Source organism: Rhizobium sp. WSM4643 (assembly GCF_025152745.1).
In the GTDB taxonomy this organism is placed as follows: domain Bacteria; phylum Pseudomonadota; class Alphaproteobacteria; order Rhizobiales; family Rhizobiaceae; genus Rhizobium; species Rhizobium leguminosarum_I.
Window position 1 is genome coordinate 1259057 of record NZ_CP104040.1, and the last position, 23563, is coordinate 1282619.

A 23563-nucleotide genomic window follows, 5' to 3' on the forward strand; every position below is an offset into this window, starting at 1 on the left:
ATTTGATCGTTGCACGAAATCTCCCTATTGTCCATAGGCATCAGACAGCGCTGTCCCCGGTTCCAGTTCAACTCGAAAGGAAATTCCATGAGCGATCTTGGAAAGGAATATCGTATTGCCGGCGTGACGGTGAGGAAGGTGCAAGAGCAGTATCTGCACAACGTCCCGCCCTCGTTTCTCTATCCGGCTGCCGCTTCTGAGGAACTTAGGGCGGTCGAGCCGCGGCTTTCCGCTGTCGATATGGAAGAGGGCCGCGATGCCCTTGTGGTGAGTATACATACTTGGCTTGTAAGGACGCCCGACCACATCATCCTCATCGATACCGGCTCGGGCAACGACAAGGAAAGACCGCGTAATCCCAGCTTCCACCATCAGACCATCCCGTTTCTCGACAGGCTGCGCCAGGCGGGTGTCGGGCCGGAAGACGTCGACTTCGTCATCAATACCCATCTCCACGTCGATCATTCCGGCTGGAATACCGTGCTTGAGGACGGAAGATGGATTCCCACCTTCAAAAATGCGCGCTACATCTTCCCCCGCGCCGAGCAGGAATATTACTCGTCAACGGCAAGCCACAACGACGTCAACATTCCCAGTTCCGGCGTCTATGAAGACAGCGTGCGGCCCGTGATCGAGGCGGGGCTTGCTGATTTCATCGACAGCGCAGGCGGTCCTTTCCTGGATCGATTCACCTTCTTGCCGACACCTGGCCACAGCATCGGCCATATGTCCGTTATTCTGGAATCGGACAAGGAAGCGGCGTTTTTTGGCGGCGATGTTATGCACCATCCGATCCAGGTGGAGCGTCCCGACATCAACACGGTGTTCTGCGAATTCCTAGATCAGGCTGCCCAGTCCAGACGGCGTGTCCTCGAGTTCGCAGCCGATAATCGTGCCATTTACTTCTCCACGCATTTCCCCGGCTCGTCTGCTGGTTATGTGACCCGCGACGGCGAAAAATTCAGGTGGTCCTATGTCTGAGAACAAGCTCGCATCTTCAGCTTTTGACGCACGCGAGATCGTATTCGACGAGCATTACGTCGATAGCGGAACCGATGGCATCAAGCTCTATCTCCGCAATAAGCGAAGGAGAGATCACAAAGCCTTTCTCGCGGAGAAAACAATCGTAATGGTGCACGGGGCGACCTTCTCGTCCGGAAGTCTTTACGATGTTCCCTTCAACGGGATGTCTTTCATCGACTTCCTCGCCAATCAAGGCTTCGATGTCTTTGCGGTTGATGTCCGGGGCTATGGAAAGTCGACCCGCCCGCCGGAAATGCAGGCGCAGCCCGATCTCAACCCGCCGCTTGTCGGCACCGACACTGGCGTCGAGGACTTCGCAACGGCTGTCGATTTCGTCCTTCGGCTTCGCGGTCTCAACGCCGTCAGCGTCTTCGCAATGTCCTGGGGCGGCACCGTGGCCGGCGCATATGCTGCGCGCAACGGCGACAAGATCGTCAAGCTGGCACTGCTCGCGCCGCAATGGCTGAGCGACGTTCCCATCCCGATCGATCAGGGTGGGATCCTCGGTTCCTATCGGGTTGTCCCAGTCCATGCGGCCTTGCTGCGTTGGCTGAGCACCGCACCCGAATACGCGCGTGACCGACTTGTGCCGGAGGGCTGGTTCGACCTCTGGGCTAAACTGACCCTTTCGGAAGAGACGTCGCAGGCTGACAGGGAGCAAGGCAAACTTCGGGCCACGAATGGGCCGATCCAGGACATCCGCACCTACTGGCGATCTGGAAATCCCTACTATCGGCCGAGCGAGATTCGCGCCCCGGTGCTGCTGTTGCATGGTGAATGGGACATCGACGTTCCGCCTGATCTGGCGCGGACCTATTTCGAGCAGCTGACCGGCGCCTCCTACAGGCGATGGGTGGAAATCGGGGAGGCGACGCACCTCGCTCTCATGGAGACCAATCGCATGCAGGCCTATTCCGAGGTTCAGCGCTTTTTCGATGAATCCTTCCAACCGGAATAGAATTTGAACGGGCTCCGGGATCGGATTTCGGAGCCCGCTTCCTCCGTTAGTCCGCTGCAAGTCCGGCGCCGCCACCAAGCCACTCGTTCCATGACAATTCTGATCACCGCCATTCTGGATGCCGGGCGAAGTGCCGTCGACATCGCGATATTCACCTTTCTGCCGTTGATGATCGTGACCTTCTCGCTGATGCGCTATCTCGAAGGCATTAGCGCATTGCGATGGATCGCCGGCAAGGCCAATCCGCTCTTCGGATTGTTTGGTCTGGACGGTTTCGGAGCCTTGGCGATTATCCAGCTCAGCCTCGTCAGTTCGGCTGCCCCGGTCTCGGCCCTGTCGCTCATGGCGCACAAGGGGACGTCGGAGAGATGTCGGGCCGCTGCCTTTGCCGCGGTGCTTGCGGCCGCGCCGGCAAATGCCAGTTTTCCGCTCGCAAGTCTCGGTGTCGATCCCGGCTTGATCATCGTGAACGGTATTTGCGGAGCGCTTGTGGCCTCCACTCTTGCCTGCTGGCTGGTTGGGCTCCGTTTCCAGTCTGGACAGATCTGTTCCTGTTACAAGGCGGATGAGCCCGTCGCCGCAAGGCTCGATCTGCTGACGGCGATCAACCGCGGTGGCGCAGACGCCGTTCGGGTCATTTCTGCAATCCTGCCGGTGCTGGTGATCTCACTTCTAATGGTCAGGCTTATCCAAACCACAGGCGCACTTTCGGCCTTCACGTCCGTCGCGCTGCCATTGCTTCAGTTGCTCAGCGCTTCGCAGCAGGATGTCCTGTTCTTCCTCACAAAGTGCCTGGCAGGATCAAGTGCAGCGGTCACCCTGTTACTCGACGTCCACAAGGAGCTACGTCTTCAGCCTGAGAAAATAATTCGCGGATCCGCATTTCTGGTAAACGCTCTCGACCTTCCTGGTCTTTCCATCCTTATCGCTTCGGTGCCAGCGCTCCGGTCGGTGGCAGGCGTTGCCATCGTGAGCGCATTGGCGGGAATCCTTGTCCGCACGGCGCTGGTGTCCTGGCTTTGAGTCAACACGCTCCTGCTTTGATGGATCGTTACGGAGCACCGACTACATGCTTTGGGTGTGGCCAGGAAAAGCCCGCAGCTAACGCCCGCGGCTTCCCTTCAGCATCGACCAGCTATAGAGGAACAACCCCGCCCAGATCAGCGGGAAGGCGATCATGCGCGCCGTGCCGAATGGCTCGTGGAAGACGAAGACCGCGATCAGGAAGATCATCGTCGGCGCGATATACTGCATGATGCCGATCGTCGAGAGTTTCAACAGCTTGGCGCCGTTCGCATAGATCATCAGCGGCACGGCGGTGATGACGCCGCAGCCGAGCAGCAGGGTCGTGTCGGCAAGACCGGTGCGGTAGAGGTGGCCCTGGCCGCCGAATTCGAGATAGAGAATGTAGAGGAGGGCCGGTCCGCTGAGGATCAGCACTTCGAGGAAGAAGCCCTGGTTCGGCCCGAGCGGCAGCGTCTTGCGCAACAGGGCGTAGAACCCCCAGCTGATCGCCAGCGTCAGCGCCACCCACGGGATGCCGCCGCTGTCCAGCGCTAGAATGGCGACGGCAAGCGCCGCAAGCGCGATCGCCGCGATCTGCAGCGGCTGCAGCTTTTCCTTGAGGAACATAGCGCCGAGGAAGATGCTGAACAGCGGATTGATGAAATAGCCGAGTGCTGCATCGAGCGAATGACCGGCGCCGATCGCCCAGACATAGGTGCCCCAGTTGACGGTGATCAGCGACGCCGTCAGCGCCGCCATCGCCAGCATGCGCGGCGAGCCGAGTGCCGTTCGGATGTCTTGCGTGCGACCGAGCACGATCAGCACAATGCCCGCCAGCGGCAGCGACCAGACGATGCGATGGGCGATCACCTCGGCCGGCGAGATATGCGCCACCGCCTTCATGTAGATTGGCAGGAAGCCCCAGAGCAGGTAGGCCGTCAGCGCGAAGGCGAACCCGCGCGGACTGTCTTCGTTCTTGGCCAAAGGAACGGATGCATCGGTCGACATCGGTGTTTCCATCTTTGTTCTTCTTCTGATCCGGCCTAGCTTAAGCGCCGTGAATAGGCCAATTCATTTCGTTGAATGAAGGGTGAGAGGATTTGAAGCGGGAGACGACGCGATGATCCGGCGCCCTGCGGTGGAGGGCGGCGTCCGAAGGAAGCGAATGGTATTCGGGCTGGGGTTTTTACGCCAGACCGACGGAATAGTTTTATTCCGCCGCGATCTTGCCCGCCAACTGCCGGTTCTTCATCAGCTTGTAAATGACCGAATCCATCAAAGCCTGGAACGAAGCGTCGATGATGTTCTCGGAGACGCCGACCGTCCACCAGCGCACGCCGTCGCTGTCGGTGGATTCGATCAGCACGCGGGTGATCGCCTCGGTGCCGCCATTGAGGATACGCACCTTGAAATCGGCGAGCACCAGATCGTCGATCTCGTGCTGGTACTTGCCGAAATCCTTGCGTAGCGCGAGGTCGAGCGCGTTGACCGGGCCTTCGGCATCGGCAACCGACATCAGCGTCTGGCCGTCGATGGTGATCTTGACCACCGCCTCCGAGACGATCTTCACGCGGCCGAGACTGTCGAAGCGGCGCTCGATCATCACGCGGAAGCCTTCGATGGTGAAGAATTCCGGGATCGTGCCGAGCGTGCGGCGGGCCAGCAGTTCGAAGCTCGCATCCGCGCCCTCATAAGCATAGCCGATGGATTCACGTTCCTTGACGATGGAGATCAGCAGGTCGAGCTTCGGATCGTCCTTGGCGACCGCGATACCGCGCCGTTTCAGCGCATTGATGAAGTTCGCCTTGCCGCCCTGGTCGGAGACCATGACCTTGCGGAAGTTGCCGACGGTTTCCGGCGGCACATGTTCGTAGGTCCGTGGGTCCTTGATCAGCGCCGATGCATGGATGCCGGCCTTGGTGGCGAAGGCGGAGGCGCCGACATAGGGCATCTGGTGGTCGGGCGAGCGGTTGAGCAGCTCGTCGAAGGCATGCGAGAGCCGGGTGAGGTTGAGCAGCCGCTCCTCATCGATCGCCGTTTCGAAACGTGTGTTGTAGTCGCTCTTCAGCGCCAGCGTCGGGATCAGCGTCACCAGATTGGCATTGCCGCAGCGCTCGCCGATGCCGTTCAGCGTACCCTGGATCTGCCGGACGCCGGCTTCGACTGCGGCAAGCGAATTGGCAACTGCCTGTCCGGTGTCGTTATGCGCATGGATGCCAAGACAGTGGCCGGGAACGCCTGAGGCGATCACCGCCTCGACGATGGCCCGCACCTCCGGCGGCTGTGTGCCGCCATTGGTGTCGCAGAGCACGACCCAGCGGGCGCCGCTCTCATAGGCCGTCTTGGCGCAGGCGAGCGCATAGGCCGGATTGGCCTTGAAGCCGTCGAAGAAATGCTCGCAATCGACGATCGCCTCCTTGGCCGCGCCAACCGCTGCCTTGACGCTTTCGGCGATGCATTCGAGGTTTTCCTCATTGGTGCAGCCAAGCGCTACCGCGACATGATAATCCCAGCTCTTGGCGACGAAACAGATGGCGTCGGATTTCGCCTGCAGCAGCCCGGCAATGCCGGGATCGTTGGAGACCGAAACGCCCGCCCGCTTCGTCATGCCGAAGGCGACGAAACTGGCTTGGCTGGTGCGTTTCTCGCTGAAGAAGGCGGTATCCGTCGGATTGGCGCCGGGATATCCGCCCTCGACGTAATCGATGCCGAATTCGTCCAGCATGGCGGCGATCGCGATCTTGTCCTCGACGGAAAAATCGATGCCGGGCGTCTGCTGCCCGTCCCGGAGCGTCGTGTCGAAGAGGTAGATTTTTTCCTTAGTCACCACGATGCCTCCCAGGCATTGACTGCTTTTATTCGGGTAGCCACAGCGTGCGACATCAGTCTTTCTTCCCCGCAAACCTATCTGTCGCCCGGATCAGCCGATCGAGAATCCCAGGCTCCGAATAGGCATGGCCCGCGCCCTCGATCAGGTGGAACTCCGCCGTCGGCCAGGCCTTGTGCAGCAGCCAGGCATATTTGGCCGGGCAGGGCATGTCGTAGCGGCCATGCACGATCACGCCGGGAATGTCCCTGAGCCTGCCAGCATCGCGGATCAGCTGTCCCTCGTCCATCCAGCCGGCATGGACGAAGAAATGGTTCTCGATGCGAGCAAATGCATAGGCGAATTCCGGCTCCTCGAATTTGAAGCTCGTCGAAGGTTCCGGCAGCAGCGTGATCGTTTCGCCTTCCCAGATGCTCCAGGCCTGCGCGGCCGCGAGGCGCACATTCTTGTCCTCATGCGTCAGGCGACGATGATAGGCATGCATCATCTCATGCCGCTCTTCCCTAGGAATGGGAGCGATGAACCGCTCCCACTTGTCAGGGAACATTTCCGAGACGCCGAATTGGTAGTACCAGTCGAGCTCGGCCTTGGTCAGCGTATAGATGCCACGCAGGATGAGTTCGGAGACATGCTCCGGATGCGTCTCGGCATAGGCGAGCGCCAGCGTCGAGCCCCAGGAGCCGCCGAACACTTGCCAACTGTCGACGCCTATCATCTCGCGCAGCCGCTCGATATCGGCGACGAGGTGCCAGGTCGTATTGGCACGGAGTTCCGCATGCGGCGTCGACCTGCCGCAACCGCGCTGGTCGAACAGCATGACGTCGTAGAGAGCGGGATCGAAAAGCCGGCGATGGGCGGGCGAGATGCCGCCGCCCGGGCCGCCATGCAGGAAGACGGCGGGCTTGGCGCCAGGCGTTCCCGAGCGCTCCCAATAGATCACATGGCCGTCGCCGACATCGAGATGGCCGGAAGCATAGGGTTCGATTTCGGGATAGAGCGTGCGCAGGATCTCGGTCATATCTTCACGCCTTTCGCGGGCCAGACTTCGGTGTCGTGATCGGGATGCTGGAAGGAGATGATCGCCTCCTGTCGTGAGTAGAAATCCTGATCCTTCAGCACCGGCGCCTCGAAGATTTCCTCGACCCAGGGAAGGCGGGCCTCGTAATTGACCTGGATCAGCGGTGCGAGGTCGCTGCGGTCGTCGAAAGTGCCGATCGCAAGCTCCAGCCCGCCCGGATGACGATAGGTCATCGGCGTGCCGCAATTGCTGCAGAAGCCGCGGTCGATATTGACCGAGGACTGGAAGTAGCTCGGCTCGCCACGTGTCCACTCCATCCCTTCCTCAGGCGCGGTGACGAGCGCCGAGAAGAAGCCGCCGAACTGCTTCTGGCACATGCGGCAATGGCAGATCGAGGGTCGCCCCAGTCTGCCCGAGATGCGGAAGCGCACGGCACCGCACTGGCATCCGCCTGTCTTTATCGTGTCCGTCATGAGGTTTCTCCGAGGGGCCAGCTTTTCGTGTCGTGGTCGGGGTGCTGATGGTTGCTTGCCGCGATCGCGTTCTCGCGATCGCGCGTTTCAGGCTCTGGTTCCAGCGGCAGGCCGTCGAGCGTATGAAACCAGGACATCTTGCGGCCGGTGTTCGATTGCATCACCGGCTTGATCGCATCGGGATCATCCAGTGAGCCGAGCATGATATTGATGAATTCCGCTTCCGGAATGTCATAAAACAGCGGCGTGCCGCAATCGCCGCAGAAGCCGCGCCGCACCAGATCCGAGGACTGAAACCATTTCGGTGCGCCGCGCGTCAGGGTAAAGTCGCTCCGCATCGCGGCGGCAAGCGGCATGAAATAATTACCGGCCGCCTTCTGGCACATGCGGCAATGGCAAAGATGGGGATAGCCGAGTTCGCCTTTGGCGCGGTAGCGCACCGCGCCGCACTGGCACCCGCCGCTTCTGTCTGATTCCGCCGTCATCCGAGCTCCTTGGGTGGCCGTGCCTGCGTCTCGTGATCGGGATGCTGTTGGGAGACGAGCTCAAGCAGGAAGGGAGCAGCCTGCGCATCCTCCTCCGTTCGGTGCCCCGGCAATTCGTGCAGATGATCGACGAAACCGATCTTGCCTTCGATCCCGAATTGGACCACCGGCGGAAATGCCGAGGGATCGTCGAAGGCGCCCGCGGCAATCGCTATTCCATCCGGCGCCTCATAGGTGAGTGGCGTGCCGCAATCGCCGCAAAAGCCGCGCTCGACGAAATTGGAAGAGCGGAATTTTTTCCGCTCTCCACGTATCCATTCGAAATCGGCGCCGCGCACCGAGACCAGCGGTGCATAATAAGCCCCGAACGCCTTCTGGCACATGCGGCAATGACAGATCGACGAATCCTTGATGTCGCCGCTGACGCGAAAACGGATCGCTCCGCATTGGCAGCCGCCTGTATAGGTTGTCATCGAGTATGTCTCCCTTGGGATTTCAGCCTAGGCGCCAAGACCCCTCCCAACCCTCCCCACAAGGGGGAGGGCTCTCTCGTGGCACCGCCTTCGCTTCCGCCTCGAATGTTTGCGGTCGTGGTGATCTCGCATCGGAGCAGCGCGGCACCGTCGCCCCTCCCCCTTGTGGGGAGGGGTCTTATCCCAACACGCCACTCTCACCGTTTGACCTCCCACGTCGTCACCCGCTCGCCGGTCACCGGATCCTTGCCATCCTTCAACTGGATGCCCTTCGCCGTCAGTTCGTCGCGGATCTTGTCAGCCTCGGGGAAGTTCTTCGCCTTCAGCATTTCGAGCCGCATCGCGACGAGCGCATCGACCGCCGATGCGACGGCTTCGTCGATCTCCATCTTTTTCGGCAGCAGGCCCAGAAGGTCGGCCGTTGCGGCAAAGACGGCGCGGGCTGCGGAATCCGCATGGGCAGCCTGCGCCAGCGCATGCAATGCCTGCACCGCCGCGACGGTGTTGAGGTCGTCGGAAAGCGCGTTCAGCACGGTTTCATCGGGCGGCGCATCGCCGGCTTCTGCCGCCGGCCATTTGGCGAGCAGACGTTCGGCTTCTTCCAGTCGCTTGATCGAAAAATCGATCGGCTCGCGGTAATGCGTCATCAGTATGGCAAGGCGCAGCACCTGACCCGGCCATCTGCGACCGCCGAAGATTTCCGTCTGAAGCAACTCGTTGATGGTGATGAAATTGCCTTCGGATTTCGACATCTTGCGGCCTTCGACCTGCAGGAAGCCGTTATGCATCCAGACATTTGCCATCACCTCGGTGCCGTGCGCGCAGCGCGACTGGGCGATCTCGTTTTCATGATGCGGGAAGATCAGGTCCAGCCCGCCGCCATGAATGTCGAAGATATCGCCGAGATAACGCTTGCTCATCGCCGAGCATTCGATGTGCCAACCGGGCCGGCCGCGGCCCCATGGGCTCTCCCAGCCGGGTTCGCTGTGGCTCGACAGCTTCCACAGCACGAAATCACCTGGGTTCCTCTTGTGCGCGTCGACGGCGACGCGGGCGCCGGCCTGCTGCTCGTCGAGCGGACGTTTCGAAAGCTGACCGTAATCCGCCATGGATTTGGTGTCGAACAGCACTTCCCCTGATGCGACATAGGCATGGCCGTTGCCGATCAGCTTCTCGATGATCTCGGTCATCTCAACGATATTGTCGGTGGCGCGCGGCTCGAAGCTCGGCTCCAGGCAGCCGAGTTCGGCGACATCGGCGTGATATTGCGTCTCCGTCTTTTCGGTGACCGCGCGGATCGCTTCATTGAGCGGCAGGCCCGGATGGTCTCGAAGCGCCCGCGCATTGATCTTGTCGTCGACGTCGGTGATGTTGCGGACATAAGTGACGTGGTCTTCGCCATAGACATGGCGCAGCAGCCGGAACAGCATATCGAAGACGATGGCTGGCCGGGCATTGCCGATATGAGCGAAGTCATAGACGGTCGGGCCGCAGACATACATGCGGACATTGTTGGGATCGATCGGCGAAAAGACCGATTTTTCCCGTGTCAGCGTGTTGTACAGCTTCAGTTCCGGCGTCGCGTCCATTTCACTCTCCCAAATGCACGATCAGAAAAATAGTGCGACCGGCGGACCGGGGCGTTTCGCATCTTGACTATTTGGGAGACGAAAACGGCCGGGCCAGCGCTCGCGCTAGCGAATAATCTTCCGGCAGATAATGCAGATAACCGTTTTCATGGCGCGTTTTATGGCCCGGTTCGTGCTTCCGGTCAAGGGGCGAAGAGCGATCCAGCGGCAACGGGATCATCTATCCGGTGAATCGATTGCAGCAACCAACGTCTTTGAAACCGATCAGCGCGCTCCTTGAAATTCGTCCGCCATTTTCGGAGCACAAATCTCGCATAGCCAGTTGAGAAGCTGTTGAAAATAGGGGGAAGGGATGCGGAGACTTGCGCGATCGACGATCGGAGCGACTGCGGTTCTGGTGGTCGCATTCGCTGCATATTTCGCATACGATTTCGGGATGCTTCGCTTCAACAACCCCTCTCTCGGCAACTATCCAATCCAAGGCATCGATGTCAGCCATCACCAGGGCGATATCGATTGGAAGGTTGTTGCCGCGCAGCCGAATGTCCGTTTCGCCTTCATGAAGGCGACCGAAGGCGGAGACCATCGGGATTCCAAGTTCGCCGACAACTGGCAGCGCGCTGGAGATGCTGGAGTGGTCAAGGGCGCCTATCATTTCTTCACCTTCTGCCGCCCGGGCAAGGATCAGGCGCAGAATGTCCTGGCGACCGTGCCGAAGGAGCAGGGAACTCTGCCGATCGCCGTCGATCTGGAGTTTGTCGGCAATTGCAACAAGATCCCGACGCTCGAGGAAATGGTTGCCGAGGTGAACGCCTTTTTCACCGAGCTGAACGGCACTTTTCCGGAAAAGCCTATTTTCTACGTCACGCAGGAGTTCTTCGATCAATATCTGAAAGGCAATGAATCACGCTTCCCCGACCACTATCTGTGGCTGCGCAGCGTGTTCAGAGAGCCGAGGCAGGAAGAGTGCAGTCGTTGGTCGATCTGGCAATTTGCCGATAACGGCACCTTGGACGGCATCCAGGGACCGGTTGACCTGAATGCGCTATGCCCGTCGGAAACGGGCCTGGCGCAGCTGTTCCCAGCCGTTGCAGCGAACTGAACGTCAAGCTTATTCCGGTAGGCGATAATCGACGAGCTTGTTCTCCCGGATGATGAACAGCTTGCCCGTCTCCGTCACACCAGGCCCCAGCAACGGCAGGATTGCCTTTGCGACCTCGGAGGGATGCGGCAGCGTCTGCGGATCTTCGCCCGGCACTGCCTGCGCCCGCATCGCCGTGCGTGTCGCCCCCGGATCGACGCTGGTGACCCGCAGCGGTGTGCTTTGGCTCTCGCCGGCCCATGTGCGTGCCAGCGCTTCGACCGCAGCCTTGGAAGCGGAATAGGCGCCCCAGAAGGGGCGGCACTTGTGGGCAGCACCCGACGAGATGATCACCGCACGGCCGGCATCCGAGCGGGCCAACAACGGGTCAACCGAGCGGATCAGCCGCCATGTCGCGGTGACGTTGATGGTCATCACCTTCTCGAACACTTTCGCTTCGATATGGCCGATCGGCGAAATGACGCCGAGCACGCCGGCATTGGCAACGAGGATGTCGAGCTTGCCCCAGCGCTCGAAGATCGAGCCGCCGAGCGCATCGATCGCATTCATGTCGGCAAGGTCGAAGGGCACGAGTGTTGCCGTGCCCCCGACAGCCTTGATCGCATCGTCGAGTTCCTCGAGCCCGCCGACCGTGCGGGCGCAGGCAATCACATGGGCGCCGGCTTTGGCAAGTTCCAGCGCCGTGAAATAGCCGATGCCGCGCGACGCACCGGTGACGAGTGCGATCTTGCCTTCAAGATTGATATTCATGATGCCGTGTTCCCTCACGAAGGGAGAGGGGTTCGATTGAACCCCTCGGGATGGGACAATGGAAAAGCCGGCGCGCCGTGTCAGCCGTTGCTGGCAAGCATCGAAATCTTGTTGCCCATGGACTCGCCGTTCTTGTCGAGCAGGCGGGTCGGATAGTCGCCGGTAAAATAATGGTCGGTGAACTGCGGCCGGGCCGGGTTGCGGTCCTCGCCGCCAACGGCGCGATAGAGGCCGTCGATCGACAGGAAGGCGAGCGAATCGGCGCCGATATATTTGGCCATGGCTTCGACATCGGCATATTGGTTTGCCAGCAGCTTGTCTGCGTCAGGGGTGTCGATGCCGTAGAAATCCGGGAAGAAGATCATCGGGCTTGCGACGCGGACATGGACTTCGCGCGCGCCGGCTTCGCGGATCATCTGGACGATCTTGAGAGACGTCGTGCCGCGCACGATGGAATCGTCAACCAGCACCACGCGCTTGCCTTCGATCATCGCCCGGTTGGCCGAATGCTTCAGCTTTACGCCGAAGGCGCGGATCTGCTGCGTCGGCTCGATGAAGGTGCGCCCGACATAGTGGTTGCGGATGATGCCGTATTCGAAGGGAATGCCGCTCTGCTGGGCATAGCCGAGCGCTGCCGGCGTCCCACCATCCGGCACCGGCACGATCACGTCGCCATCGACGGGCGATTCCTTGGCGAGGTTCATGCCCATGCTCTTGCGCGTCGTATAGACGTTGCGGCCGCCGACCACCGAGTCCGGGCGAGCGAAATAGACATATTCGAACAGGCAGAGGCGTTCCGGCTGCGGCTTGCTGGGCTTGCGCGCATCGATGCTGATCGAGCCGTCCGGCTGGATTTCACAGATGATGACCTCGCCGTTCTCAACGTCACGGATGAACTTGGCGCCGATGATGTCGAGTGCGCAGGTCTCCGAGCAGAAGATCGGCTTGCCGTCGAATTCCCCCATGACGAGTGGGCGGATGCCGGTCGGGTCGCGCGCGGCAATCAGCTTGGTGCGCGTCATGGCGAGCATCGAATAGCCGCCTTCCATCTGGCGAATGGCGTCGATGAAGCGGTCGGATGTCGAAGCGTGACGGGAGCGGGCGATGAGGTGAAGGACGACCTCAGTGTCGGAGGTCGACTGACAGATGGCGCCGGTCGCGATGATCTGGCGGCGCAGCGTCAGGCCGTTGGTGAAATTGCCGTTATGGGCGATGGCGATGCCGCCTTCTTCCAATTCGGCAAAGAGCGGCTGGACGTTGCGCATGGCCACTTCGCCGGTTGTCGAGTAGCGGGTATGACCGATCGTAATGCTGCCGGGCAGGCGGGCAAGCGTCATCGGATTGGTATAGTGGTCACCGACGAGGCCCATGTGGCGCTCTTGATAAAAGCGCTTGCCGTCGAAGGAGACGATGCCGGCCGCTTCCTGTCCACGGTGCTGCAAGGCATGCAGGCCGAGAGCCGTCAGCGCGGCGGCATCGGGATGTCCCAGAATTCCGAAAACCCCGCATTCTTCATGCAGCGTATCTCCGTCGAGCGGATCGTCGGTCGGGAAGGAATGGGACTGGTTCATTTCTGCGGGCCTCTGCTCTCACAAGAATGGATCGGCATTTCCAGAAACAGCTGAGCCCGGCGGAGCTGGAATGCCCGGCCGGACCCTCATTTCATGTTCCGCTCAAATGGCAACTGCCGGAAGGCGGGTCAAGCTCTTGAACACTGTGTCAATTCGCCGGCTGCTGTGCGCCGCCTGCCGGCGCGGTCGGTGCGTCTTCCGCCGGAGCCTGGTCGCCCGTCGGCGGAGTGGTGCCTCCAGCGCCCTGTGCCGGTGGCTGCAGCTTATCACGGATGCTTTCCGGTATCATCTGGGCAAATTGCTCTGGCAGAACCGATTTCAGCTTCACGACCATCGAATCCAGGAAGGGCTTTGACTTCGCCTCATTGACCCAGGCCGGACGGTGGTCGACATCGACGAGCCAATTCCAGAAGGCGACGGCAACGACCAGGAGCAGCACGCCGCGCGCTGCCCCGAACAGGAAGCCGAGCGTGCGGTCGAGCGCGCCGACACGGCTGTCGATGATGAAATCGGCGACCTTCATCGTGATGAAGGAGATGACGATGAGCGCGATCAGGAAGACGACCGCTGCCGAACCGACGATCGCGATACGGTCGTCATCGGTATATTTCTTCGCATAAGGCAGCAGGTACGGATAAAGGTAATAGGCAGCGGCGGCCGAACCGCCCCAGCTTGCGATCGAAAGGATCTCGCGCGAAAAGCCGCGGACCATCGCCAGCACGGCGGAGAAGAGCACGACGCCGATGACAATACCGTCGAAAATCGTAATGGGCATGTAAATTCAACTCCAGGACTGCCGCTTGGCGGCCGTGTCGTGCCTTATCGTGTGCTCCTATATCATCACCGTTCACGGCAATGAAAGGATCAAACCTCGTCTTCCACACGCAGCGCTCCCTTCGATCCGGCGATGCGCGCGACCAGATCCGGCAGGCTTCCGACTTCGCTCCAGCGCCCGCCGGAGCCTTTCGGCAGTTCGGCGGAGGCGGATGGAAGCAGTGCTGCAGAAAAACCCAGCTTCTCGGCTTCCTTGAGGCGCTGGGCGGTGTGCGCAACCGGCCGGATGGCGCCCGACAGGCTGACTTCGCCGAAATAGACGCAATCGGCGGGAAGGGCAATACCGGCAAGCGAGGAAACGAGCGCCGAGGCGACGGCAAGATCGGCCGCCGGTTCGGAGATGCGGTAACCGCCGGCGACGTTGAGGTAGACGTCGTGCTGGCCGAGCCTGACGCCGCAATGGGCTTCGAGCACCGCCAGGATCATTGACAGCCGGGCCGAGTCCCAACCGACCACGGCGCGCCGCGGCGTGCCGAGTGAGGTCGGCGCTACCAGCGCCTGCACCTCGACGAGAATGGGACGCGTGCCCTCCATGCCGGCGAATACGGCAGCGCCCGGCGATTTCTCGTTGCGTTCGCCAAGGAAGAGTTCCGAGGGGTTGGCGACTTCGCGCAAGCCTTTGTCTGACATTTCGAAGACGCCGATCTCGTCGGTCGGGCCGAAGCGGTTCTTGACCGTGCGCAGAATTCGGTAGTGATGGCCGCGATCGCCTTCGAAATAGAGCACGGCATCGACCATGTGCTCGACGACGCGTGGCCCGGCGATCTGCCCGTCCTTGGTCACGTGGCCGACGAGCACCATGGCTGCCCCCGTCTGCTTGGCGAAACGGATCATTGCCTGGACGCCGGTGCGCACCTGCGTCACCGTTCCCGGCGCGGATTCGGCAAGTTCGCTCCACAGCGTCTGGATGGAATCGATGATGACGAGGTCCGGCCGCTTGCCCTCGGCGAGCGTCGCCAGAATATCCTCGACATTGGTTTCGGCCGCCAGCATCACGTCGGTATCGGCCGCCGCAAGGCGTTGCGCCCGCAGCCGGACCTGCGCCACGGCTTCTTCGCCTGAGACGTAGATGATCTTGTGGCCGCGCCGCGCAAGGGCGGCGGCTGCCTGCATCAACAACGTCGATTTGCCGATGCCGGGATCGCCGCCGATCAGCACCGCCGACCCGCGCACGAAGCCGCCGCCGAGCGCCCGGTCGAGCTCCGGCATGGCGGTATGGATGCGTGGCGCCTCCTCGATTTCGCCGGAGAGCGCCGTCAGCGCCACCGGCCGGCCCTTCTTCGGCGTCTTGCCGGGACCGGAGCCGATCCCGCCCATCGGGTCTTCCTCGACGATGGTGTTCCACTCGCCGCAGTTCTCGCATTTGCCAGCCCAGCGGTTATGAACCGTGCCGCAACTCTGGCAGATGAATTGTGTCCTGGCCTTCGCCATCAATTACTCTTTCAGTCCGGGTTTCCAAGTGAAGCAGACGCGCCGCATCATCGAATCAATATCGCGCTTGAGATAATGGCTGTCGCGACGGATCAAAACTAATGATTTCCCCATCAGCGCACCCGTGCCTATCCTTTGCCTCTGGCGCATCGGGCCGATGCGAGATTGAAAGTGTTACGGCGCCCTTTGCGCGTCTCAAAAGACACGCGGCGCTGTAGTCCGGGAATGGTGAAGATGTTCGATTATTCGTTTGCGCACTGGTTTGCATTTCTGTCGGCGGCAGTTCTGCTCAATCTCTCGCCCGGTCCCGACATCGCCTTCATCCTCGGTCACACGATGAGAAGCGGAAAACGCGCCGGTTTTTCGGCGCTGTTCGGCGTCTGGTCCGGCGCCTGCCTGCATGTGCTGATGGCGGCACTCGGCCTCTCGGCCATACTTGCCGCTTCCGCCGTTGCCTTCTCGACAGTCAAATGGATCGGCGCCGCCTATCTCGTCTGGCTCGGCATTCAGGCTTTGCGCTCCGGTGGCGGCGATGGCCTGATAAAGGCCGTCGGTGAAAGGTTGCCGGTCGCAAGGATCTACCGACAGGGAATTCTGGTGTCGCTGCTCAATCCGAAAGTGGCGATATTCTTCCTGGCCTTCCTGCCGCAATTCGTCGTCGAAGGGGCAGGGCCGGCATGGGCCCAACTCCTGCTGCATGGCGGGCTCATCATCGTCGTTGCCGCCTTCATCGAACCACCGCTCGTCCTTCTCGGAGGGCGCCTTGCTGACGCGATCAGGCATAATCAAAAAATCGGACTTTGGCTCGATCGCGGCCTCGGTGCGCTTTTCCTCGCGCTCGGCGTCCGTCTCGCCCTCAGCAGCCGCTGAACATGGCGGCCGTTATTCCTCGGCCACGTAGCGCCGCTCGTGGCGGAGCCCCATGCTGGTCAGGATCTCGTATCCGATCGTGCCGGATGCCCGCGCGACATCGTCCACCGGCATGTTCTTCCCGAACAGCTCGACATAATCCCCGGCGCGCACGGCATTGTCAGGCAGGTCGGTGATATCGAAGATCGTCAGGTCCATGGTGATCCGGCCGGCAACCGGCACCTTCTGTCCGGCGATGAAACCTTGCCCGCCTTGCGGCACCACCTGGCGCAGCGGCACGCCGCCGCTCGACTGGCTGCGCATGTAGCCGTCGGCATAGCCGGCCGAGGCGATTGCCAGTCGGCTTTCGCGGCGAAGCTGCAGCGCCCGGCCATAGCTGACGGTCTCGCCGGCCTTGACGCTGCGCACCTGAATGATGCGCGCTTCCGCTGTCGCGACCGGCCGCATCGGGTTTGCCATGCCGCTGACCGCTTCGCCGCCATAGAGCGCGATCCCGGGGCGGGTCAGGTCGAAGTGATAATCCTCACCGAGAAAGATGCCGGCCGAGGCGGCAAGACTTGAATCGATGCCTTCATAGGCGGCGCTAACCCTGTGGAATGATTCGAGCTGCTGCCGGTTCATCGCATGGGCGGGATCGTCGGCGCAGGCGAGGTGGCTCATGACAAGCACGGGCGCGAAGCTCGCCGGCCGCGAGACGTCGTCGGCGAGCGCGATCGCATCGTCGATATGCAGTCCAAGCCGATTGAAGCCGGTATCGACATGCAGTGCGCAGGGGTAGTCGCCGTAATCGGCAAGCACCGCCATCCAGAAGGCGAGCTGTTCGTCGGAGGAAATCACCGGCACCAGATCATTGTCGAAGAAGCGCCGCTCGGTGCCCGGCCAGATGCCGGAAAGCACGAAGATGCGCGCCTCGGGCGCATAGAGGCGAAGTGTTACGCCCTCGTCGACGGTCGCGACGAAGAAGTCGCGGGCGCCGGCCATATACAGCGCTTCGCCGGCATCCTCGATGCCCATGCCGTAAGCATCGGCCTTGACGACCGCCGAGGCGCGCGCCGCGCCGGAGCGGCGCGCCATGTCGCGCCAGTTCTCCGTCAGGGCGGTCAGGTCGACGGTCAGCCGCAGGCCTGCCGAGGCAAAATTGTCGTCTTCGGGGGCGTTGAAAAATTCGCTCATGATCCACATCGAAAAGAGGCCGGAGAAGGATTCACCGGCCAGTCTAAAGATCAACTATGTCAAGGGAAAGCCCGGCGCTGCATTGCAGCATCCGCGCGATCAGTGCTCTTCATATTGGATGAAGGAGGGATCGGCGAGATCGGCAAAGCGCGTGAATTCCGCCTGGAAGGCGAGCTTCACCGTGCCCGTCGGCCCGTGGCGCTGCTTGGCGATGATGACGTCGGCCGTGCCCTTCACCTTGTCGAACAGTGCCTCCCACTCCGGATATTTCGGATCGTGGATATCGCGCGGCTCCGAATTCTTGACGTAATATTCCTCACGGAACACGAAGAGTACGACGTCGGCATCCTGCTCGATCGAGCCGGATTCGCGAAGGTCGGACAGCTGCGGCCGTTTGTCGTCGCGGCTTTCGACCTGACGCGAGAGCTGCGACAGCGCGATGATCGGAACGTTGAGCTCCTTGCCGAGCGCCTTGAGGCCGGTGGTGATCTGGGTGATTTCCTGCACGCGGTTGTCGCTGGATTTGCCCGAGCCGGTCATCAGCTGAATGTAGTCGACGACAAGCACGTCGAGGCCGCGCTGGCGCTTCAGACGGCGCGCGCGGGCCGAAAGCTGGGCGATCGAGATACCGCCGGTCTGGTCGATATAGAGCGGCACCTTCTGCATCATCATCGAGCAGGCGACGAGCTTTTCGAAATCGGCATCGTTGATGTCGCCGCGGCGGATCTTCGAGGAGGAGACTTCCGTCTGCTCGGAGATGATACGGGTGGCGAGCTGTTCCGACGACATTTCGAGCGAATAGAAGCCGACAACGCCGCCGTTCTTCGCCTTTGTTGAGCCGTCCGCTTGAATGTCCGGCTCGTAGGCGGCGGCGATATTGTAGGCGATGTTTGTGGCAAGCGAGGTCTTGCCCATGCCGGGGCGTCCGGCAAGCACGATCAAGTCCGACCGCTGCAGGCCGCCCATCTTGGAATCCAGCGAATGGATGCCGGTGGAAATGCCGGAAAGCCCGCCGTCACGTTCCTTGGCGACGGCCGCCATGTCGATCGCCAGCGCAACCGCATCGTTGAAGGCCTGGAAACCGCCATCGTAGCGGCCGTTTTCCGCCAGTTCGAAGAGGCGGCGTTCGGTATCCTCGATCTGCGACTGCGGCGGCATGTCGAGCGGCGCGTCATAAGCAATGTTGACGACGTCCTCGCCAATGGTGATCAGCGCCCGGCGCAGTGCCAGGTCGTAGATCGCCCGGCCGTAATCCTCGGCATTGATGACGGTGACGGCATTGCTGACGAGGCTCGCCAGATATTGCGAAACCGTCATGTCGCCGACCTTCTCGTCGGCCTTCAGGAAGGTCTTGATCGTCACCGGATTGGCGATCTTGCCCATGCGGATGATATCGCCGGCAACCTCGAAGATCTTCCGGTGCAGCGGTTCATAGAGATGGATCGGCTTCAGGAAGTCCGACACCCGGTAATAGGCGTCGTTGTTCATCAGGATCGCACCCAGAAGCGCTTGCTCGGCTTCGATATTGTTGGGTGCTTCGCGATAATGCTGCTCCGCCGGAGCAACGGCTGCAATCTTTCGAGCGGCGTCGTTCATCATCATCCGTTCTGTCTTTTTCCAGCTCCGGAGTTGCAATTCCGGACGCGAAAATCAAGAGGCTACGAAAGGAGCGGGGGCTCGCTTCGCCTAAATCCTGAACGCTGTGCACGTTGTTCGACTTCTCCACAGTCTTGGGCGACACAAAGGAGAAATACTGGCAGTGTCACCCGCACGACACGGTATGGCGGCGACTCAGCCCATCCGTTTCGGAGAATGTTATTTTAGCGTGATGCGATAAGGCACGCAGCAAAAACATCCGGAAAATCCCCTTAAAAAAGCGACCCGATCAGCTGCTCATATCGAAGGGGTGAAAACGAAAAAGCCCGGCGCGGTGGCCGGGCTTTCCTCTCGCGGATCGCTCCGGCGAAATTATGCTTCGTCTTCGTCGACGCCGTCAGCTTCCGGATCGAAGAAGTCTTCCGGACGCAGCGCGTCTTCGTCGACGCCGTAGATCGCGTCGACCGAGGTGAGTTCTTCGCCCTTGGACTGGCGCTCCGCTTCTTCGGCAGAACGGGCAACGTTCAGCTCGACGTGGATTTCGACTTCGGCATGCAGCTGCAGCTCGACCTTGTGCAAGCCGATCGACTTGATCGGCGTGTTGAGATGAACCTGGTTGCGGCCGATGTTGAAGCCTTCGGCGCCGAGAATCTCGACGACGTCACGGGCAGCAACCGAACCGTAGAGCTGGCCGGTCTCGCCGGCGGAACGCACGACGATGAAGGACTTGCCGTCGAGAACGTCGGCGATCTTCTGGGCTTCCGATTTGCGCTCGAGGTTGCGGGCTTCGAGCGTCGCGCGCTCGGCTTCGAAGCGGGTCTTGTTGGCGGCGTTGGCGCGCAGCGCCTTGCCGAGCGGCAGCAGGTAGTTACGGGCAAAGCCGTCGCGAACCTTTACGGTTTCGCCCATCTGGCCGAGCTTGGAGATGCGTTCGAGAAGGATGACTTCCATTTTCTTTTTCCTTTCTTGTGTCTCAGATTTTCGTATCGGATTGGTTAGGGGCATCAGCATCTTTCGTCGGGGTCAGCGCGATCGCCTTCCGCGTATCGCTGAGACCGAGGACGAGGATGAGGAGAGCTGGCAGCAGCATGAGCATCGAGGCCAGGTAGCTGAGGATGAGAGCCGGTATGCGCCAGTCCTTGCCGCGCGTGCGGAAATGCAGCGAGGCGAAACCGGAGAGCATGAAGCCGGCGCCGAAGGTGCCGATCAAGGTCGCACCGACCAGCGCCGGAACGCCGCCGAAAAAGCAGGCGGCAAGCCCGGCCAGGAAGATGAAGATCGAGTTGCGGTTCATCCGCAGCGACGAGGGAATGTCCTCGCGCGGACGAAGGCCGCGGCCGGACGCGGCAACGATGCGCACGGCGAAATAATAGGCGGCAAACAGCATGCTGACCCACATGCCGCCCTGCAGAGCCGGCAGCATCAGCAGGATTAGCGACTTGGTCTGTGCGGTCGCTGCCGGATCGGGCATGAATTCCGGCTGCTGCTGCTTGACCGAGGTGATCAGCAAGTCGACGATCGGATCGGTGATCTCAGGCCCGTAGCCGATGATCACACCGATGACGATGACGGCGAGCGTCACCAGCCCGCAGAGATGCAGCAGGATATCGGAGAGCGGATACCAGGCAAGCAGATGGTCGGGGCCGCCGAGTTCGGAGGCCGGACGCGCCAGATTGGCGAGATGGCTGAGCCAACCGGCCGGCAGAAGCGTCACCAGCGTCATGATCAGCGCGAAGGACGGCGAGATCAAGATCGCGCCGAGTGCTGCAGCGGTGACGACGGCCGAGACCGCGGCGGCATTGCCCCAGCCGAGCCCGACGATCAGGATCGGCAGCGCCGATGCCGTATAGAGGAGCGCGCTGAAAAACGACGGCTGCATGCTCGCGCCCAGCACCAGCAGGGCGGCGGTCAATCCGGCGAGTGCGCCGATCAGCAGCGTTCTAATGTTCGGTCGTTTCAAGGTCGCTGTCCTGCTTCATCAAGCAGTTAGAGGATGTTGCTGAATCAAATTCAGAAACGTCTCAACATGGGTTTTAAGAGTTCCGATCCGCGCCCATCGCGGAAGGGAGAAGGGAAGGCACGAATGCCTTCCCTCAAAGGTGTGGGCGTCGACCGATTAGGCGACGACGTAGGGCAGCAGGCCGAGGAAACGGGCGCGCTTGATCGCCTGGGCGAGTTCGCGCTGCTTCTTCTGGGAAACGGCCGTGATGCGGGACGGGACGATCTTGCCGCGCTCGGAAATGTAGCGCTGCAGCAGGCGGACGTCCTTATAGTCGATCCGCGGCGCGTTGGCGCCGGAGAACGGGCAGGTCTTGCGGCGGCGATGGAACGGGCGGCGGACCGGAGCGGAGGAAGTTTCAGACATATCTCAGATCTCCCTTATACGCGATCTTCGCGCGGACGGCGCGGACGGTCGTCACGGTCGCCGAAGCCACCTTCACGCGGCGGACGCGGACCGCGGTCACGATCGCCGAAGCCGCCTTCACGCGGGCCACGGCCGCCTTCACGCGGACGGTCGTCACGGTCGCGCTTCTGCATCATGGCAGACGGACCTTCTTCATGCTTCTCGACGGCGATCGTCATGTAGCGAAGAACGTCTTCGCTGATGCGCATCTGACGTTCCATTTCCTGGACGGCAGCAGCCGGTGCATCGATGTCCATAAGGGCGTAGTGCGCCTTGCGGTTCTTCTTGATGCGGTAGGTGAGGGACTTGAGGCCCCAGTTCTCGATACGCCCGACTTTGCCGCCATTCGCTTCGATCACACCCTTGTACTGTTCTACGAGGGCATCGACCTGCTGAGCGGAAATATCCTGCCGGGCAAGGAATACATGTTCATAAAGAGCCATGACAGCTTTGCCTTTCTTGCGTTTGGTTCAACCCGATATTCGGCGGCTAAGCCTCAACGACTGCTCCTGATTGGGCGGACCCAGGCAAGAAAGCGTTTCCGAGACGGTCGAGAGCGGAGACACGGGAGGCTGGAACGCTTCCGTTCCGAACGATTTCCATGAGGAAACCGGCCCTCCGTTCAGCCACCAGCCAGAAGACCGGGTTAACGAACAGGGCGGCTTATACGGATTTTTTGGGCAAAGGCAAGCGCAATCGGACACCCGAACCCGATGCCGGCCATGGTCGGCATCGGGCAGGCGCCAAACAAATAGGATCAAAGCGTCAGCGGATACTGCCGGTGCACCTTGGCGATTTCCGCCAGGATCTCGTTCGAAAGCGTAATGTCGGCCGCGCCGATATCGATTTTCAACTGCTCCATCGATGTCGCACCGATGATGACCGAGGCCATGAAGGGACGTGACAGGCAGAAGGCGAGCGCCATGGCTGCCGGGTCGAGACCGTAGGTTGCCGCGATCTCAAGATAGGCTTTGGTCGCCGGCTCCTGAAGCGGCTGCAGACGGCCGCCGATATCGGGATTGATCGAACCGCGCGAACCCTTCGGCCTGCCGCCGTCGATATATTTGCCGGAGAGGATGCCGCCGGCGAGCGGCGAATAGGCGAGCAGCCCGACATCCTCGTGATGCGAGAGCTCGGCGAGATCGAGGTCGAAATGGCGGTAGAGCAGATTATATTCGTTCTGGACGCTGGCAACGCGCGGCAGGCTCTTCTGGTCGGAAAGCGTCAGGAATTTCTGTATGCCCCAGGTGGTTTCGTTGGAAAGGCCGATCGCGCGGATCTTGCCCTCCTTCACCAGCGCGCCGAACGTTTCCAGGATGTCGAGCATATTGGCGACGGCCTTGTCGCGATCCTGGTTGAAGGGATTGTAGCTCCAGTTCTGGCGGAAATGGAAATGGCCGCGGTTCGGCCAGTGGATCTGGTAGAGGTCGACGTAATCGGTCTTTAGCCGCGCCAGGCTGGCCTCGAGCGCCAGGCGGATATTTTTCGCATCGGCACCTTCGCCGCCGCGTATATAGTCGCGGCCGCGGCCTGCGACCTTGGTGGCGAGCACGATATCCCCACGCTTGCCGGTCTTCTTGAACCAGCTGCCGATATAGTCTTCGGTCCAGCCCTGTGTCGCGGCCGAAACCGGGGTGGTTGGATAAAGCTCGGCCGTATCGAAGAAATTGACGCCCTTGTCGACGGCGTAGTCCATCTGCGCATGCGCATCGGCTTCGCTGTTCTGCGAGCCCCAGGTCATGGTGCCAAGGCAGATCTCTGAAACGGAAATCTCGGTGCGGCCTAGTGAATTGTACTTCATGGAAAAACCTTGGGAGAGAGGTGAAAGCCTTGGGGAGGTCCGGGCAAATCTAGGCTGGATTTGGCCGAGCGCAAGAGCAAAAACCGGGCCTTTGCGCCGGTGCGAAAGGCTTTGCGGAGAATGGGCCGCCACTTGACTCTGTCGGAAAGAATGTCAATTGGAGGCAAAACAGCCTTAAGG

The 23563-nt window shown here is 61.0% G+C and carries 23 protein-coding genes; 5 read left to right on the forward strand and 18 right to left on the reverse strand.

What is annotated here, in order from left to right:
- Positions 1-9: 9 nt before the first annotated feature.
- The 3 genes from N1937_RS06470 to N1937_RS06480 all read left to right on the forward strand — a co-directional run bounded on the left by N1937_RS06470 (position 10) and on the right by N1937_RS06480 (position 3004).
- A complete protein-coding gene (locus N1937_RS06470; protein WP_260057963.1) occupies positions 10-981 on the forward strand; it encodes an MBL fold metallo-hydrolase in 972 nt (323 codons plus the stop codon).
- Positions 974-1981 (forward strand): alpha/beta hydrolase, encoded by a 1008-nt coding sequence (locus tag N1937_RS06475; protein ID WP_260057965.1) that lies wholly within the window; start codon positions 974-976, stop codon positions 1979-1981. The genes N1937_RS06470 and N1937_RS06475 overlap by 8 nt, the downstream gene beginning before the upstream one ends.
- 90 nt (positions 1982-2071) lie before the next feature.
- Positions 2072-3004, forward strand: coding sequence for a hypothetical protein (locus tag N1937_RS06480; protein WP_260057966.1), 933 nt, complete (start codon positions 2072-2074; stop codon positions 3002-3004).
- Positions 3005-3082: 78 nt separating this feature from the next.
- On the opposite strand, the gene rarD is transcribed toward N1937_RS06480, so the two are convergent.
- From rarD to cysS, 7 genes are all read right to left on the reverse strand, one after another.
- On the reverse strand, positions 3083-3994 hold the full coding sequence (gene rarD, locus N1937_RS06485) for an EamA family transporter RarD (protein ID WP_026154088.1): 912 nt from the start codon (positions 3992-3994) through the stop codon (positions 3083-3085).
- A 202-nt stretch (positions 3995-4196) separates the two neighbouring features.
- Positions 4197-5813 (reverse strand): citramalate synthase, encoded by a 1617-nt coding sequence (gene cimA / locus N1937_RS06490; protein ID WP_260057968.1) that lies wholly within the window; start codon positions 5811-5813, stop codon positions 4197-4199.
- A 55-nt stretch (positions 5814-5868) separates the two neighbouring features.
- Positions 5869-6831: a prolyl aminopeptidase gene (pip, locus tag N1937_RS06495; protein ID WP_222293261.1), complete on the reverse strand. Its 963-nt coding sequence runs from the start codon at positions 6829-6831 to the stop codon at positions 5869-5871.
- Positions 6828-7304, reverse strand: coding sequence for a GFA family protein (locus N1937_RS06500; RefSeq protein ID WP_017963695.1), 477 nt, complete (start codon positions 7302-7304; stop codon positions 6828-6830). The genes pip and N1937_RS06500 overlap by 4 nt, the downstream gene beginning before the upstream one ends.
- Complete coding sequence (locus N1937_RS06505; RefSeq protein WP_260057971.1) at positions 7301-7789, reverse strand: GFA family protein; 489 nt, start codon at positions 7787-7789, stop codon at positions 7301-7303. The genes N1937_RS06500 and N1937_RS06505 overlap by 4 nt, the downstream gene beginning before the upstream one ends.
- Positions 7786-8262 (reverse strand): GFA family protein, encoded by a 477-nt coding sequence (locus tag N1937_RS06510; RefSeq protein ID WP_260057973.1) that lies wholly within the window; start codon positions 8260-8262, stop codon positions 7786-7788. Before N1937_RS06510 ends, N1937_RS06505 begins: the two co-directional genes overlap by 4 nt.
- Before the next feature lie 197 nt (positions 8263-8459).
- Positions 8460-9851 carry a cysteine--tRNA ligase gene (cysS, locus tag N1937_RS06515; protein WP_170261230.1) on the reverse strand — a complete coding sequence of 464 codons (1392 nt, stop codon included), beginning with the start codon at positions 9849-9851 and terminating at the stop codon, positions 8460-8462.
- A gap of 352 nt (positions 9852-10203) precedes the next feature.
- Here cysS and N1937_RS06520 point away from each other — a divergent pair, with 352 nt between their 5' ends.
- Positions 10204-10953, forward strand: coding sequence for a glycoside hydrolase family 25 protein (locus tag N1937_RS06520; protein WP_260057976.1), 750 nt, complete (start codon positions 10204-10206; stop codon positions 10951-10953).
- 9 nt (positions 10954-10962) lie between these two features.
- Here the strand turns inward: N1937_RS06520 and N1937_RS06525 are convergent, their stop codons facing one another.
- The 4 genes from N1937_RS06525 to radA all read right to left on the reverse strand — a co-directional run bounded on the left by N1937_RS06525 (position 10963) and on the right by radA (position 15539).
- Positions 10963-11703 (reverse strand): SDR family NAD(P)-dependent oxidoreductase, encoded by a 741-nt coding sequence (locus tag N1937_RS06525; RefSeq protein WP_260057977.1) that lies wholly within the window; start codon positions 11701-11703, stop codon positions 10963-10965.
- Between the two features lie 80 nt (positions 11704-11783).
- On the reverse strand, positions 11784-13274 hold the full coding sequence (gene purF / locus N1937_RS06530) for an amidophosphoribosyltransferase (RefSeq protein WP_029872970.1): 1491 nt from the start codon (positions 13272-13274) through the stop codon (positions 11784-11786).
- A gap of 148 nt (positions 13275-13422) precedes the next feature.
- Positions 13423-14049: a CvpA family protein gene (locus N1937_RS06535; protein ID WP_260057980.1), complete on the reverse strand. Its 627-nt coding sequence runs from the start codon at positions 14047-14049 to the stop codon at positions 13423-13425.
- An 89-nt stretch (positions 14050-14138) separates the two neighbouring features.
- Complete coding sequence (gene radA / locus N1937_RS06540) at positions 14139-15539, reverse strand: DNA repair protein RadA (protein ID WP_026154090.1); 1401 nt, start codon at positions 15537-15539, stop codon at positions 14139-14141.
- A 234-nt stretch (positions 15540-15773) separates the two neighbouring features.
- Here radA and N1937_RS06545 point away from each other — a divergent pair, with 234 nt between their 5' ends.
- Positions 15774-16409, forward strand: coding sequence for a LysE family translocator (locus tag N1937_RS06545; RefSeq protein ID WP_026154091.1), 636 nt, complete (start codon positions 15774-15776; stop codon positions 16407-16409).
- A 12-nt stretch (positions 16410-16421) separates the two neighbouring features.
- On the opposite strand, the gene alr is transcribed toward N1937_RS06545, so the two are convergent.
- The 7 genes from alr to N1937_RS06580 form a co-directional block, all read right to left on the reverse strand.
- Positions 16422-17591 carry an alanine racemase gene (gene alr / locus N1937_RS06550; protein ID WP_260059067.1) on the reverse strand — a complete coding sequence of 390 codons (1170 nt, stop codon included), beginning with the start codon at positions 17589-17591 and terminating at the stop codon, positions 16422-16424.
- A 90-nt stretch (positions 17592-17681) separates the two neighbouring features.
- Positions 17682-19178, reverse strand: coding sequence for a replicative DNA helicase (locus N1937_RS06555; protein WP_260059069.1), 1497 nt, complete (start codon positions 19176-19178; stop codon positions 17682-17684).
- A gap of 372 nt (positions 19179-19550) precedes the next feature.
- Positions 19551-20129, reverse strand: coding sequence for a 50S ribosomal protein L9 (gene rplI, locus N1937_RS06560; protein ID WP_162118496.1), 579 nt, complete (start codon positions 20127-20129; stop codon positions 19551-19553).
- Between the two features lie 22 nt (positions 20130-20151).
- Entirely contained in the window at positions 20152-21138 is a 987-nt protein-coding gene (locus N1937_RS06565; protein WP_017963712.1) for a DUF2232 domain-containing protein, read from the reverse strand.
- A 156-nt stretch (positions 21139-21294) separates the two neighbouring features.
- Positions 21295-21543 (reverse strand): 30S ribosomal protein S18, encoded by a 249-nt coding sequence (gene rpsR, locus N1937_RS06570; RefSeq protein WP_003547038.1) that lies wholly within the window; start codon positions 21541-21543, stop codon positions 21295-21297.
- A gap of 14 nt (positions 21544-21557) precedes the next feature.
- Positions 21558-22025, reverse strand: coding sequence for a 30S ribosomal protein S6 (rpsF, locus tag N1937_RS06575; protein WP_003547040.1), 468 nt, complete (start codon positions 22023-22025; stop codon positions 21558-21560).
- Between the two features lie 314 nt (positions 22026-22339).
- Entirely contained in the window at positions 22340-23383 is a 1044-nt protein-coding gene (locus N1937_RS06580; protein ID WP_222293278.1) for an aldo/keto reductase, read from the reverse strand.
- Positions 23384-23563: the final 180 nt, after the last annotated feature.

Coding starts and splice junctions, on each gene's coding strand:
- N1937_RS06475 (WP_260057965.1), top strand. CDS start 974: ATGTCTGAGAACAAGCTCGCATCTTCAGCTTTTGACGCACGCGAGATC.
- N1937_RS06480 (WP_260057966.1), top strand. CDS start 2,072: ATGACAATTCTGATCACCGCCATTCTGGATGCCGGGCGAAGTGCCGTC.
- rarD (WP_026154088.1), bottom strand. CDS start 3,994: ATGTCGACCGATGCATCCGTTCCTTTGGCCAAGAACGAAGACAGTCCG.
- pip (WP_222293261.1), bottom strand. CDS start 6,831: ATGACCGAGATCCTGCGCACGCTCTATCCCGAAATCGAACCCTATGCT.
- N1937_RS06500 (WP_017963695.1), bottom strand. CDS start 7,304: ATGACGGACACGATAAAGACAGGCGGATGCCAGTGCGGTGCCGTGCGC.
- N1937_RS06505 (WP_260057971.1), bottom strand. CDS start 7,789: ATGACGGCGGAATCAGACAGAAGCGGCGGGTGCCAGTGCGGCGCGGTG.
- N1937_RS06510 (WP_260057973.1), bottom strand. CDS start 8,262: ATGACAACCTATACAGGCGGCTGCCAATGCGGAGCGATCCGTTTTCGC.
- cysS (WP_170261230.1), bottom strand. CDS start 9,851: ATGGACGCGACGCCGGAACTGAAGCTGTACAACACGCTGACACGGGAA.
- N1937_RS06520 (WP_260057976.1), top strand. CDS start 10,204: ATGCGGAGACTTGCGCGATCGACGATCGGAGCGACTGCGGTTCTGGTG.
- N1937_RS06525 (WP_260057977.1), bottom strand. CDS start 11,703: ATGAATATCAATCTTGAAGGCAAGATCGCACTCGTCACCGGTGCGTCG.
- purF (WP_029872970.1), bottom strand. CDS start 13,274: ATGAACCAGTCCCATTCCTTCCCGACCGACGATCCGCTCGACGGAGAT.
- N1937_RS06535 (WP_260057980.1), bottom strand. CDS start 14,049: ATGCCCATTACGATTTTCGACGGTATTGTCATCGGCGTCGTGCTCTTC.
- radA (WP_026154090.1), bottom strand. CDS start 15,539: ATGGCGAAGGCCAGGACACAATTCATCTGCCAGAGTTGCGGCACGGTT.
- N1937_RS06545 (WP_026154091.1), top strand. CDS start 15,774: ATGTTCGATTATTCGTTTGCGCACTGGTTTGCATTTCTGTCGGCGGCA.
- alr (WP_260059067.1), bottom strand. CDS start 17,591: ATGTGGATCATGAGCGAATTTTTCAACGCCCCCGAAGACGACAATTTT.
- N1937_RS06555 (WP_260059069.1), bottom strand. CDS start 19,178: ATGAACGACGCCGCTCGAAAGATTGCAGCCGTTGCTCCGGCGGAGCAG.
- rplI (WP_162118496.1), bottom strand. CDS start 20,129: ATGGAAGTCATCCTTCTCGAACGCATCTCCAAGCTCGGCCAGATGGGC.
- rpsR (WP_003547038.1), bottom strand. CDS start 21,543: ATGTCTGAAACTTCCTCCGCTCCGGTCCGCCGCCCGTTCCATCGCCGC.
- rpsF (WP_003547040.1), bottom strand. CDS start 22,025: ATGGCTCTTTATGAACATGTATTCCTTGCCCGGCAGGATATTTCCGCT.
- N1937_RS06580 (WP_222293278.1), bottom strand. CDS start 23,383: ATGAAGTACAATTCACTAGGCCGCACCGAGATTTCCGTTTCAGAGATC.